The organism is Nitriliruptor alkaliphilus DSM 45188 (genome assembly GCF_000969705.1).
GTDB lineage: Bacteria > Actinomycetota > Nitriliruptoria > Nitriliruptorales > Nitriliruptoraceae > Nitriliruptor > Nitriliruptor alkaliphilus.
The window spans coordinates 3722146-3735232 of sequence record NZ_KQ033901.1 but is presented as its reverse complement, the minus strand read 5'-3'; the positions used below and the strand labels follow the sequence as shown (position 1 = coordinate 3735232).

Genomic DNA, 13087 nt, shown 5'->3' with positions numbered 1-13087 from the left:
AACCCTCGCCCGACGGGTCGTAGCGTCGAGGGCGCACCGACCTTCGGGGAACCCGTGCCCGCCAACGTGACGCGCCAGATCCTCGCCGATCACCTCGTCGAAGGTGAGCTGACCCCCGGATCGCCCATCGGCATCCGCATCGACCAGACGCTCACCCAGGACGCCACCGGGACGCTGGTGATGCTCGAACTCGAGGCGATGGGGCTCGACCGCGTCCGCACCGAGGTCTCGGCCCAGTACGTCGACCACAACCTGGTCCAGGAGGACCACAAGAACCCCGACGACCACCGGTTCCTGCGATCGGCCTGCGAACGCTTCGGGGTGTGGTTCTCCCGGCCCGGCAACGGCATCTCCCACCCGGTGCACCAGGAACGGTTCGGACGGCCCGGGGCCACGATGGCCGGCTCGGACTCGCACACGCCCGCCGCCGGCGCCGTCGGGATGCTGGCCATCGGCTCGGGTGGCCTCGACGTGGCCATGGCGATGGCGGGCGAGCCGCTGCGCATCCGCTGTCCGCAGGTCTGGGGGGTCGAGCTCGTGGGCGAGCTGCACGACTGGGTCAGCGCCAAGGACGTCATCCTCGAGCTGCTGCGCCGCCACGACGTCGACGGCGGCGTCGGTCGCATCATCGAGTACCACGGTCCCGGCGTGGCGAACCTGTCGGCGATGGACCGGCACGTGATCTGCAACATGGGGGCCGAGCTCGGCGCGACCACGTCGGTCTTCCCCGCCGACGAGGAGGTGCGCCGCTTCCTGACCCGTCAGGGACGCGCGGACGACTTCCGCGAGCTGGTCGCCGAGGACGGCGCCACCTACGACGTCACCGAACGGATCGACCTGTCGAGCGTCGAACCGCTGATCGCCCTGCCGACCTCCCCCGGCAACGTCGTCCCGGTCCGTGAGGTGGCCGGCCAGCCGATCGCGCAGGCCTACATCGGCTCGTCCGCCAACCCCGGCTACCGCGACTTCGCGGTCGTGGCCGCCGTCCTGGAGGCGACCGGAGCCACCGTCAGCGACGACGTCTCCCTCGACGTCAACCCGACGAGCCGCCAGATCCTCGGCGAGCTCATCCGCGACGGCTACCTGCTGCCCCTCGTGCGGGCCGGCGCCCGCCTGCACCAGGCGGGCTGCAACGGCTGCATCGGCATGGGACAGGCGCCCCCGACCGATGCCATCAGCCTGCGGACCACCCCACGCAACTTCCCGGGCCGCTCCGGCACCGTCGACGACCGCGTCCACCTGTGCTCACCCGAGACGGCGGTCGCCTCGGCCATCACCGGCGTCATCACCGACCCGCGGGACCTCGGCACCGAGCACGGCATCGACTTCCCGCGGATCGTGGAGACCGATGACGCGCTGATCGACACCGAGCTGCTGATCGCGCCGCTGCCCGAGGAGGAGGCCGCGAAGGTCGAGATCATCAAAGGCCCGAACATCGCGTCGCTGCCGGACTTCGAGCCGCTGCCCGACGAGCTCGAGCTCGAGGTGCTGCTCGAGACCGGCGACGACGTGTCGACCGACGAGATCCTGCGCGCCGGCGCCGCCGTGCTGCCCTACCGGTCCAACATCCCCGAGATCGCCCGGTTCGCGTTCGACGTGATCGACCCGACCTACCACGACCGCGCCGTGGCGATCCAGGAGGCCGGGGGTGCGGGTCACGTGGTGGTTGGTGGCCGCAACTACGGCCAGGGCAGCTCACGTGAGCACGCGGCTCTGGCCCCGCGGCACGTCGGCCTCCGCGCCACCCTGGTGGTCAGCTACGCCCGGATCCACTGGCAGAACCTGGCCAACTTCGGCGTGCTACCGCTGCGCTTCGCCGACGAGCGCGACCGGGACGCGCTCGCCCAGGGCGACCGGCTGCGCCTGACCGGCCTGCACGCCGCCCTCGACAGCGGCAGCGGCGAGGTCACCGTGGAGAACCTCACCCAGGGCACCACGATCACGGCCGTCCACGACCTCTCGCCCCGGCAGGTGGAACGCATCCGCTCGGGCGGGGTCATCCGCTACATGAAGGAACGGCTCAGCGGCCGGCAGCGCCAGCCGCGCGAACGGGGCCTGGAGGAGTAGCTCGGCCTCAGGCGTCGTCGGTGCCGGTCGCCCGCTCGGCCGCCTCGAGCTCGGCGAGCTGGTGGGCAGCGTCATCGAGCCGTTCGGAGGGGAAGTCGGCGACCTCGCCGCGCAGCTGGTCGACAACGGGATCGAGCGCGATGGCGAACACCCCCTGGCCGCGACGGAGCAGGTCGAGCACCTCGGCGTCGTCGGTCATGGCGAACACGGTCTCGCCGTCGGAGACGAGGGTCGCGTCGGCCAGCGAGTGACCGAGGGCGCGCAGCTCGTCGACGGCGAGGCGGACCTTCTGGAGCGAGACCCCGGTGTCCAGCAGGCGCTTGACCACGCGCAGACGCACCACGTCGTCGAACGAGTACAGGCGCTGGGTGCCGGACCCCTCGGCGCGACGCAGGGACGGTTCGACGAGGCCCGTGCGCGCCCAGTAGTCCAGCTGGCGGTAGGTGATCGAGACGATGCGGCACACGGTGGGGCCGCGGTAGCCCTCGCGTGGTGCGGCGTCGCCGACGTCGAGGCTGAGCTGTCCACCCATCGCTGTGGCTCCACGGGTCGTGTCCCGTGGGCACCGGAGGGCCACGGAACGGGTCGTGCGCGGGTCCTTCGCCGAGGGCCGGTGGCCCTCCCCTGGGAGCGCCGGTCACGTGTCGTGAACCCGGACGGGGCTTGCCCTCCCCATCACGAGTTCCACGCGTGGAACTCCCGACCTGACGATACGCGTCCCCGGGCGGGGGTGTCAACGACGGGTGGAGGGTGGTGGGGCGATCGGTGCCCTCACCCTCCACTTGAGGTCAAGGGTGACCCTCGACGAGGGTGGAGCGCTCCCCCAGCGGGAACCTCCACCGGGCGTGCGCTCGGGCCCCCGACGGTGGTGGGAGCTCAGCCCTGGCCCTCGAAGTCGGACGGGGTCACCTGGTCCAGGAACTCGCGGAACTGCTTGACCTCCTCCTCGGCGTCGACACCGGTCTCGCCGTCCTCGTCGGTCGAGTCGATCTCGAGGCCGGCCTCGGCCAGCACCGGCTCGGCGGCCAGGACCGGCACGTCCTCGAGGCGTGCGGCCAGCGCGATGGCGTCCGACGGTCGCGCGGTCACCGTCCAGGTCCGGTCCTGCTGGCGCAGGTGGAGCTCGGCGTAGAAGGTCCCGTCACGCAGGTCGGTGACGTGCACGGCGGTCAGTTCGACGCCCGTCTCCCCGAGCACCGACACGAACAGGTCGTGGGTCAGCGGCCGCGGCGTCTCGACCCCCTGGAGGGCGAACGCGATCGCGGTCGCCTCGACCGCACCGATCCAGATGGGCAGGTAGCGGGTCCCGCCCGTCTCCTTGAGCAGCACGATGGGCTGGTTCGCGGGTAGCTCGACGCGTACCCCGATGAGCTCCATCTCGATCACGCCTGCTCCGATGCTGCCGATGCTGCCGGTGTGTGCCGGTCCGCGCCCGTTCGGCGCCCCGAACGCCTCGCTGCGAGGTTCACATCCGAGGCTAGCGTCTGTCCGCCTGCGCGCTCCGTGAGCGCGTCACGGCGACGCAGCCTGGGCGTGCGCGGCCCGCAGCGCCGCGTACACCCCGTCCACCGCGGCCCGGCCGAGCTGGGCGCCCCCGGCCACCGCCGGGGGCTGCTCGCCGCTGACGGTCGCGGTCGCCGTCGCGACCTCGGTGCCGTCGAAGCGCACCGGCACGGGCAGGTGTCCGGCCTCGGGGGTCCGGACCGGGACGGGCAGCTCCGCGGCGACCGGGACGCCCACCGGGACGGTCACGGGCGTCGGCTCGAGCACCACCTGCCGCTGCCCGCCCGCGACCAGGAGGATCAGTTCGGCGGCGACCTCGGTCGCCTCGAACGCCTCGAAGCCGTGGTCGAGCAACGCCGCCGCGTCCTCGAACCGTTGCGGATCGGGCCCCGCGCCCAGCACGACGGCGATCAGCTCGCGGCCGCCCCGCGCTGCGCTCGCCACCACGCTGTTGCCCGCCGCCTCGGTGAAGCCGGTCTTGATGCCGGTGGCACCCGGGTAGCTGCCGACCAGCAGGTTGCGGTTCACGTCGGTGCCCACGCCGGGCAGCGTCGCCTCGCGAGCCCCCACGATGGCGCGCAGGTCGTCGTCGGCCAGCAGCACCCGGGCCAGGGTCGCCAGGTCCTGCGCGGACAGCAGCTCACCGTCGCCGAGACCGCTCGGCGAGGTCACCACCACGCCGCCCGCCTCACCGACGGGCAACCCCATCGATGCCGCGTCCTCGCGCATCAGCTCGAGGAACCCCGCACGGTCGTCGCCGACGGCCACGGCGAGGGCTTCCGCGGCGTCGTTGCCCGACCGGACGAGGATGGCGGTGAGCATCTGGTCCACGGTCCAGCGCTCCCCCGGCTCGAGCTGCACCGAGGCGCCCTCGAGCCCCTGGACCTCGGCGCCGACCTCGATGATGTCGTCGGGGTCGGTCCGGTCGGCGACGGTCAGCGCCGTCAGGATCTTGATGGTGGACGCGACGGGACGGCGATGGTCGGCCTGTCGGGCGACCAGCACCTGACCGGTGGCGGCCTCGACGAGCAGGACCACCGGTGCGCCGACCGACGGCTCGTCGGGCCACCCCGCCACCATCGGTCGCTCGCCGATCAGCGGCTGCGGTGGCGGCGTCAGCTCGGCCGCGGCCGGCAGGGGCGCGCACAGGGCGAGCGTGGCCAGCAGGAGCGCGACGGCGCGCCGGGGGTGGCGCAGGGTCACGGGCGCAGCAGAGCGCGCAGCTGCGCGGCCAGCAGCGCCTTGTGGAGGCGACCACCGACGTCGGCCAGGTGTTCGGCCTGCGTGGTCGCCTGACGCCGCGAGTCGGGGTTCCGCTGACGCAGCAGCGGTGCCGTCAGCTGCTCGACGAGCGCGGCCTCGCGGTCGGCGAACTGGCGGTACATGCGCAGGTGACGCACCTCGAGGCCGGCCTCGATGAGGTGGGCAGCGAGCTTGCCGACCACGAGGTCGTCGCCGTCGTAGGTCGCCCGGTCGGGCAGCAGGCCGTGGTCGCGCAGGTCGCGGACCTGGCGTTCCGACAGCCCCGTCGACTCGGCCAGCTCCCGGAGGGTCAGCTGCACGTCGGTCGCCGCCGCCCCGAACAGGGTGGGCGCCGCAGCGGGGACCGTGCCCTCGCTGCCGCCCGCCTCCGTCGCATCCGCGGCCGGCGGCGCCTCGACCGCCGGATCCGGTTCGGCGGGGACCGCCGGCGGCAGGCCGGCGTCGACGCGGGCGAGCTCGTCCTTGATCACCTTCAACGGCAGGTAGCGGTCGCGCTGCGCCCGCAGCACGTACCGCAGGCGCTCGATGTCCGGGCCGGTGAACTTGCGGTACCCGGACTCGGTCCGATCCGGGTTGATGAGCCCCTCGGCCTCGAGGAAGCGGATCTTGGAGATGGTGATGTCGTCGAACTCGTCCTTGAGGCGGTTCAGGACCTCACCGATGGTGTGGGTCGTCACCGCGTCGCACCGTCCGCGCCCACGAAGAGCAGCTTGAAGCGTCCGATCTGCAGCTCCTCGCTGGTCACCAGCAGCCGCTCCTCCACCCGCTCGCCGTTGACGTACGAGCCGTTGAGGCTACCGAGGTCGCGCACCAGCACGCCCTCGTCGGTGCGATGCAGCTCGGCGTGGCGCCGCGAGACCGTCACGTCGTCGAGGAAGATGTCCGCGTCGGGGTGGCGCCCCACGGTGGTGATGTCGCGGTCGAGCAGGAACCGGCTGCCGGCGTTCGGGCCGCGGACCACCACGAGCATGCCGGTGCCCGCCTCGAGCAGGGGCAGGTCCTGCGGTTCGTGCGACGGGTCGAGGGCGCCGAGCTCGATGGACGCGGTGGTGTCGTTGGCCGATGCCGCGGCATCGGAGACGGGGGCGCCGCAGGCGGCGCAGAAGCGCGCGTCCTCGGCCATGGGCTGACCGCAGTGGCTGCAGAACACGCGGGACCTCCCGTCCGTCGTCCGGGGCGCCGAGCGACGCCTCGTGCGGCCCGGTGGACGCCACCCTCGACCTCCGGGTCAAGCTCGGGTGGAGGTCGAACGCGTACGTGGCCACCGACGGCCGTTCGCGGCAGCGTAGACCCTCACCGCCACGCGCGCGGGTCGGCCACCTGGACGACCTCCGTGCCTCATCGCGGCGACGCGGGACGAGCGCCGAGCCGGCCGGCTCAGCTGCCCGTCAGGGACCGGTAGCCCTCGGCGTCGATCAGACCGTCGAGCTCGGCCCGGTCGGTCGGGCGGATGGCGACCATCCAGCCGTCACCGTACGGGTCGGCGTTGACCAGCTCCGGGCGCTCGTCGAGCTCCTCGTTGCGCTCGGCCACGGTCCCCGAGATGGGCGCGTACAGGTCGGAGACCGACTTGGTCGACTCGACCTCACCGAACGGCTGACCGGCGCTGACCTCCGCGCCGGGCGCCGGCAGGTCGACGTAGACCACGTCCCCGAGCTGGTCCTGCGCGAAGTGGGTGATACCGATGACCACGACCTCGCCGTCGTCCCGGGTCCACTCGTGCCGGTCGGTGTAACGGAGATGGTTGGGCGTGTCGCTGGACACGACGTCTCCCTCTCGAGCAGGTGGGACCGCGGCGCACGCGCGCGGTCGGGCCGGGCACCTTAGCTCGACTTCGGGGGCGGTGGCCCGCCACGCAGATCGCGGAGGTAGCCGACCGCCACGAGCCAGTAGAGGACGGCGTTCACCCCGAACCCGATCCACGCGACGGCGAGCCAGACCTGGTGCGGTTCACCCGTGGGTGACTCGAGGATGCGGGCCAGGATGAAGACCGGTAGCGCGAACATCAGACCGAAGGTCGCGGTCTTGCCGAGGCGCGAGACCGTCGGTGGACGGTGGCCCCGCAGCATCACGACGAGGCCGACCCCGACCACCAGGACGTCGCGGACCAGGATGACCAGAACGGCCCACAGCGGCAGCAGGCCGGCCACCACGAACGCGACCCCGACGACCACGAACAGCACACGGTCGCTGACGGGGTCGAGCAGCGCCCCGAGGCGGGTCATCTGGTCGAAGCGCCGGGCGATGTAGCCGTCGAGCCAGTCGGTGGCGCTGAAGATCGCCAGCAGGACGAAGGCTCGCAGCCACCGCTCGCCGACGAGGTCCAGGTAGATCAGCGGCAGCGCCAGCAGGCGGACGAACGACAGCCCGTTGGCCCAGGTCCAGATGCGGTCGGTGACCTCACGGGGCTCGTCGTCGCGTCCTCCGATGTCGTAGACGCGCACGGGACGGGCTCCTGCCGGGGTCGGGCCGGCCAGGGACCGGCGCAGCGGCACGGTAGCTGCCGCCGCACCCACCTCCGGCCACCGCAGGGCGCGTGAACGCGCGGATGCGCGGGTTCACTCGGGCAGCGCACCGAACGACCCACGGCAGGTTCGCCCCCGCGTCAGGGGAGGACGAGGCCGTCGCCGACGAGGCGGCCGCCCTCCTCGACGGTGAAGGTCTCCTCGCCCGGTGCGACGGTCACGTCCTCGGGGCAGGTGAGCGCGACCTCGTGGGTCGTGCCGGGGTCCATACTGCCGCCCTCGGCAGGCGCCCCGACGGTGCAGGTCATCGGATCGTGGGCGGGGAAGGTCAGCGTCCCGCGGTAGCCCCCGAAGACGCCCGTCCTCCGGCCGCCGTCGTCGCTGGCGAGCCACGACACCTGGACCGCGATCTCCTCGCCCGCCGCGAAGGTGCGCGGCTCGTCCGCTGCCTCACCGTCCTCGCCGGTGCCGGCCTCGCCGGAGCCGGCCTCGCCCGAGCCGGCCTCGCCCGAGCCATCCTCGCCCGAGCCGTCGTTGTTCGAGTCGTCCTCGTCAGGTCCGGTGTCCTCCGAGGCGGGGACCTGGTCGGCGGCGACCGGTTCCTCGGGCGGCCCGCCGTCGTCGTCGCTCGTGGTGCACCCGGCGAGCAGCAGCGAGGCGGCAGCGGTGGCGGTCAGGACGGCACGACGGATGGACACGGTTCCCCCCGGTGGTGGACGAAAGCGCGGCACCCTAGCCCGCGCCACCGCAGGCGATCACCCATGTGACGCGAGCGACCCACTGCGACGTCTGCGGCTCAACCCTGCGCACGTGGCGTCGCAGTGAGCCGCTGACGTCGCACGGCACGACCGGCACGACCGGCACGACCTGCCCTGGACACGAGCGGGGCCCGGCACCTTGGTGCCGGGCCCCGCTGTCGCTGCGGTGGTGATCCGCCGACGTCGTGTCGGCGCGGTCCCGCGTGCGGAACCGGGTGGTCGGGCTGGCCGGACTTGAACCGGCGACCCCTCGCCCCCCAGACGAGTGCGCTACCTGACTGCGCCACAGCCCGTTGCCTGGTGCAGGTGATGCTCGGTGGTGCGACGTGGACGGCTGGGGGCCGTCCGCGGCGGGGGACGCTACCCGGCCCGGCGGGGGGCGGCCAACCAGCGCGCTCTCACCGGCCGCTCTGGCGACGCTCGCGCTTGTTCTCGCGCTGCGCCGGCGGCCGGTCGTCGAGCAGCAGCGGGACCCCGGTGAAGTCGTGGTGTTCGCGCAGCTCACGCTCCAGGTAGCGCTTGTAGCCCGGCGGCAACGTGCCGTTGGTGAACAGCACGAAGCGCGGCGGACGGGTCTCGGCCTGCGTCGCGTAGCGCAGCTTCAGCTGCTTCTGACCGCGCCGGGGCGGCGCCTGGTGGGCGACCGCGTCGGCCAGCAGGCGGTTGAGCTCACGGGTCGGCACGCGTCGGCGGTAGTTGGTCCACACCGACCGCAGCTGCGGCATCACCCGTCGCAGGCCCCGTCCCGACAGCGCCGACACGTTGATGCGGGGTGCCCACTTGGCGAACGACAGCAGCCGGTCGAGCTCCTTCTCGAGGTCCTCGCGACGCTCGTCGTCGACCAGGTCCCACTTGTTGCACACCAGCACGAACGCGCGACCGGCGTCGCGCAGGAGGGCGGCGAGGCGCTGGTCCTGCTCGCCGATCCCCTCCGAGGCATCGAGGAGGAACAGGACGAGGTCGGCCTGCTCGATCGCGGCTCGGGTCCGGTCGACCGAGAACAGCTCGGTGTCCTCACCGGTGCGGTAGCGGCGTCGCATCCCCGCGGTGTCGACGAAGATCCACGGTTCACCGTCGACCTCGACCATGGTGTCGACCGCGTCGCGGGTGGTGTGCGGGACCGCGTCGACGATCGAGCGCTCCTCGCCGAGCAGCCGGTTGAACAGCGACGACTTGCCGACGTTGGGCTTGCCGACCAACGCCACGCGCGGGACGGCGTCCTCGTCGCTGATGGCGCCGGCGAGGTCCTCGGGCGGCGCCGGCATCGCGGCCACGACCACGTCGAGCAGGTCGCCGACGCCGCGGCCGTGGCGGGCCGAGACCGGGTGGGGCTCGTCGAGGCCGAGGTTCCACAGCTCGTGGACCAGCGCCTCCTGCCGTTCGGCGTCGACCTTGTTGGCCGCCAGCACCGTCGGGGTGCCGCTGCGCCGCAGCAGCTTGGCGTAGCGCTCGTCGTCCTCGAGGGCGCCCACGGTCACGTCGACGATGAACAGCACGACGTCGGCGCTGGCGATGGCCGCCTCGGCCTGCTCGACGATGCGCGCCGACATCCCCTCCACGGGATGATCGCGCCCCGCGCTCGAGGCGGCGTGCTCCCAGCCGCCGGTGTCGACCACCAGGAACGGCCGTCCGAGCCACTCGGCACGGTGCTCGGTGCGGTCGCGGGTGACGCCGGGCTTCTCCTCGACGATGGTCACGCGCCGGCCGAGGATGCGGTTGACGAGGGTGGACTTGCCGACGTTCGGGCGTCCGACGACCGCGACCCGCGGCAGCGCGCGCCGGGCCGTCAGGGGGTCGACCGTCGGCCGCTGCACGTCCTCGTCGGGATCGACGCCGGCCGTGACCTCGGCGACCCGGGCGACCACGAGGTCGACCACCTCGTCGACCTCGAGGCCGTCGGTCACCAGCTCCCAGGCGTCGTCGGCCCGGACCAGGGGTGCCACCTCGCGGGACCCGTCGGCGTCGTCGCGGGCGATCAGCTCGGCGGTGATCGTCTCGAGGTCGTCTCGCCCCACCTGGCCGCCACGGCGGCGGGCGCGCTCCTCGACCGACGCGGTGAGGAACACCTTCACGTCGGCGTCGGGCAGCACCACCGTGCCGATGTCGCGACCCTCGACCACGCCCCCGTCGGCGACCGCACGTCGTTGCGCCGGCGTCAGGGCGCTGCGGACCCCGTGGTGGGCGCTGACGGCCGACACCGCGGCGGTGGCCTCGGGACCGCGGATCTCGTCCTCGACGTCCTCACCGTCGAGGTAGGTCCGCCCAGCGACGTCGTCGCGATCGATCCGGGCGTTGACCACCACCGAGGTGCAGGCAGCCCCGTCCGTCAGGTCGACGCCCGCACGCAGGCACGCAAGGGCGGCCGCCCGGTACAGGGCACCGGTGTCCACGTGGGGGACGTCCAACGCCGCGGCGACGCGTGCGGCGACCGTCGACTTGCCCGAACCGGCGGGCCCGTCGATCGCGACGACCGGGCGCGGGACGTCGTCGAACCAGACGACGTCGTCCTCAGGTGCGTCGGACGGGACGGGCGTGTCGTTCACGGTCGAGGACTCTCGTCAGGCGAGGACCTCCGCACGTCCACCGAGGCGTGCGAGGTCGTCGAGGAAGCTGGGGTAGGAGGTCGCGACGGCGCCGAACCCGCCGATCTCGACCGGGCCGGTGCCGAGGACGGCGGCGATGGCCGCCGTCATCGCGATGCGGTGGTCGCCGTGCGCCTCGACGGTGCCGGGACCGGGGCGTTGGCCACCCGGCACACGGTACCCGTCGGGCCGCTCCTCGACCTCGAGCCCCACGGCGCGGAGCGCAGCCGCCAGCACGGCGATGCGGTCGGACTCCTTGACCCGCAGCTCGGCGGCGTCGTGGACCTCGAGGCCGTCGGCGCTGCACGCCCCTGCCAGGGCGAGCACGGGCAACTCGTCGAGGGCGTCGACCACGAGCTGTCCCTGCAGGCTCGCGCCGGTCAGTGCCGTCGGGGCGACCGTGAGGTCGGCCAGCGGCTCCCCCGCCGTCTCGCCCTGGTCGGTCACCGCGACCTCGACCCCGAGCCGGCGCAGTGCGGCCACGACCCCGAGGCGCAGCGGGTTGGCGCACACCCCCGTGGCGGTGATGGTCCCCGCCCCGCAGGCGGCGGCGACCAGCCAGAACGCGGCCGAGGACGGGTCGCGCGCCACGACGACCTCGTCGGCAGCGAGCGTCCGGTCCCCGAGCGGGTCCACGGTCACGACCTCGGTCCCGTCGCGGTAGACCTCGCGCTGCACCGGGTGACCGAAGTGCGCCAGCATCCGCTCGGTGTGGTCGCGGGACGGCAGCGGCGAGGTCACCGTCGTCGGGCCGTCGGCCCGCAGCCCCGCCAGCAGGATGGCGGACTTGATCTGCGCGGACGCCACCGGGCTGAGGTAGCTGGTGCCGGTGAGGTGGCCGCCACGCACCACGAGCGGTGGGCGGTGCCCGCCGGCGGCGGCGTCGAGCCGGGCGCCCATGGCTCGGAGCGGGACGGCGATCCGGTCGACCGGGCGGCTGCGCAGCGACGCGTCACCGGTCAGGACCGTGAGGCCGTCGATACCGGCGACCACACCGGCCAGCAGCCGCAGGCTCGTGCCCGAGTTGCCGCAGTCCAGCACGTCGCGAGCCTCACCGAGCGGCCCTCGGACGCTGCCCGCCAGGCTCCCGTCGGCCTGCGGCGCGAGGTCGACCTGGGCGCCCATGGTCGTGAGCGCCGCCGCGGTGGCAGCGACGTCGCCCGACGGGGCGAGGCCGCCCACCCGGACCGGCCGGTCGGCGAAGGCGCTGAGCAGCAGCGCCCGGTGGCTGAGCGACTTGTCCCCGGGCACGGCGACCTCGCCGTGCAGCTGCCCGGGGTGGATGCGGACACGGTCGGGTGCGGTGGTGGTCACACGGTCCCCCCGGGCTCGACGTGGGCGGCCAGCCCGACGGCGGCCAGCGCCGCCAGTGCACGGTCGTGGGCGACCGCATCGATGCGCAGCAGCAACGCACCCCGGTCCCCCGCGGTCGCGTGGCGCATGGCGAGATCGGCGACGTTGATCCCCGCCTCGCCGAGGGCGGTGATCGCCGCCGCGAGGGCTCCGGGCCGGTCGTCGAGCGCCACCACGAGGTCGATGGGTTCGGTCGCCCCGTCGACCCGCACGAGGCCTCGACGGGCCGTGGACGCCCGCTGGAGCAGCGCGTGCACCTCGGCGTCCTCCCCGGTGGCCAGCGCCCCACGCACCACGTCCAGCCGCTCCCTGAGGGCGTCCAGGGCCGTCAGCACCGCCGCACGGTTGCCGCCGAGGATCCCGACCCACAGGTCCGGGTCCGAGGCGGCGATCCGGGTGGTGTCGCGGAACCCCCCGCCGGCCACCGCCAGCACCGCCTCGCCGAGACGCGAGGTGGTCTCCGCCGCGACGTCGGCCAGCGCCGACGCAGCGACCTGCGGCAGGTGCGAGGTGACCGCCACCAGCTGGTCGTGCAGGGCCGGCTCGAGGGCGAGCACCCGGGCGCCGAGGTCGCGAAGGACCGCGGAGGTGCGGGTGAGGGCGGCCGGGTCGGTCCGCTCCGTCGGCGTCAGTACCCAGGTGGCCCCCTGGAACAGGGTCGCGTCGGCGGCCTCCGGACCGCTGCGTTCGCTGCCGGCCATCGGGTGACCACCCACGAAGCGCTCGGGTCCGAGGTCGGCAGCCGCCAGGAGCGCCTCGACCTCGGGCACGAGCCGGCCCTTGAGGCTCGCCACGTCGGTCAGCAGCGCGGACCGGGGCGCGTGCCGGGCCACCTCGGCGAGCACCGCCGGTGCCACGGCGGCCGGGACGGCAGCGACGACCAGCTCGGCGTCCGTGACCGCCGTCACGATGTCGTCCACCACGACGTCAGCCAGGCCAGCGGCGGCCGCCCGCACGCGGACGTCGGCGTCCCGGTCGGTCAGGGTCACGTGTGCGCCGGCAGCTCGCGCAGCCGAGGCCACCGACCCACCGACGAGGCCGGCCCCGATCACGGCGATGCGCGACACCCCGCCCGGCCCGATCACGACCGACCGCC

General features: G+C 73.7%; 12 protein-coding genes and 1 tRNA gene. 1 reads left to right on the top strand and 12 read right to left on the bottom strand.

Features of this window, described 5'->3' with window-relative positions; translation table 11 throughout:
* Positions 1-54 precede the first annotated feature (54 nt).
* Positions 55-2067 carry an aconitate hydratase gene (locus NITAL_RS17280; protein ID WP_052669763.1) on the top strand — a complete coding sequence of 671 codons (2013 nt, stop codon included), beginning with the start codon at positions 55-57 and terminating at the stop codon, positions 2065-2067.
* Positions 2068-2074: 7 nt separating this feature from the next.
* Here NITAL_RS17280 and NITAL_RS17275 read toward each other — a convergent pair whose 3' ends face one another.
* From NITAL_RS17275 to NITAL_RS17220, 12 genes are all read right to left on the bottom strand, one after another.
* On the bottom strand, positions 2075-2599 hold the full coding sequence (locus tag NITAL_RS17275) for a MerR family transcriptional regulator (protein WP_052667436.1): 525 nt from the start codon (positions 2597-2599) through the stop codon (positions 2075-2077).
* Between the two features lie 344 nt (positions 2600-2943).
* Positions 2944-3453 (bottom strand): bifunctional nuclease domain-containing protein, encoded by a 510-nt coding sequence (locus tag NITAL_RS17270; RefSeq protein WP_052667435.1) that lies wholly within the window; start codon positions 3451-3453, stop codon positions 2944-2946.
* Positions 3454-3579: 126 nt separating this feature from the next.
* Complete coding sequence (locus tag NITAL_RS17265) at positions 3580-4773, bottom strand: D-alanyl-D-alanine carboxypeptidase family protein (protein WP_052667434.1); 1194 nt, start codon at positions 4771-4773, stop codon at positions 3580-3582.
* A complete protein-coding gene (gene ftsR, locus NITAL_RS17260) occupies positions 4770-5510 on the bottom strand; it encodes a transcriptional regulator FtsR (protein ID WP_052667433.1) in 741 nt (246 codons plus the stop codon). Before ftsR ends, NITAL_RS17265 begins: the two co-directional genes overlap by 4 nt.
* Positions 5507-5983: a double zinc ribbon and FHA domain-containing protein gene (locus NITAL_RS29240; protein ID WP_281175548.1), complete on the bottom strand. Its 477-nt coding sequence runs from the start codon at positions 5981-5983 to the stop codon at positions 5507-5509. The genes ftsR and NITAL_RS29240 overlap by 4 nt, the downstream gene beginning before the upstream one ends.
* A gap of 227 nt (positions 5984-6210) precedes the next feature.
* Positions 6211-6597 carry a glycine cleavage system protein GcvH gene (gene gcvH, locus NITAL_RS17250; protein ID WP_052667432.1) on the bottom strand — a complete coding sequence of 129 codons (387 nt, stop codon included), beginning with the start codon at positions 6595-6597 and terminating at the stop codon, positions 6211-6213.
* A 59-nt stretch (positions 6598-6656) separates the two neighbouring features.
* Positions 6657-7277: a CDP-alcohol phosphatidyltransferase family protein gene (locus NITAL_RS17245; RefSeq protein WP_052667431.1), complete on the bottom strand. Its 621-nt coding sequence runs from the start codon at positions 7275-7277 to the stop codon at positions 6657-6659.
* A gap of 161 nt (positions 7278-7438) precedes the next feature.
* Positions 7439-7996, bottom strand: coding sequence for a hypothetical protein (locus NITAL_RS17240; RefSeq protein ID WP_052667430.1), 558 nt, complete (start codon positions 7994-7996; stop codon positions 7439-7441).
* 276 nt (positions 7997-8272) lie between these two features.
* Positions 8273-8349: transfer RNA gene (locus NITAL_RS17235), tRNA-Pro, on the bottom strand.
* Positions 8350-8454: 105 nt separating this feature from the next.
* Entirely contained in the window at positions 8455-10599 is a 2145-nt protein-coding gene (der, locus tag NITAL_RS17230) for a ribosome biogenesis GTPase Der (protein ID WP_052667429.1), read from the bottom strand.
* Positions 10600-10614: 15 nt separating this feature from the next.
* A complete protein-coding gene (aroA, locus tag NITAL_RS17225; protein WP_052667428.1) occupies positions 10615-11952 on the bottom strand; it encodes a 3-phosphoshikimate 1-carboxyvinyltransferase in 1338 nt (445 codons plus the stop codon).
* Positions 11949-13058, bottom strand: coding sequence for a prephenate dehydrogenase/arogenate dehydrogenase family protein (locus tag NITAL_RS17220; protein ID WP_211262474.1), 1110 nt, complete (start codon positions 13056-13058; stop codon positions 11949-11951). The genes aroA and NITAL_RS17220 overlap by 4 nt, the downstream gene beginning before the upstream one ends.
* Between the last annotated feature and the right edge of the window lie 29 nt (positions 13059-13087).

Excerpts from the sequence above, each read along its gene's own strand:
- NITAL_RS17275 (WP_052667436.1), bottom strand. The coding sequence starts at position 2,599 with ATGGGTGGACAGCTCAGCCTCGACGTCGGCGACGCCGCACCACGCGAG.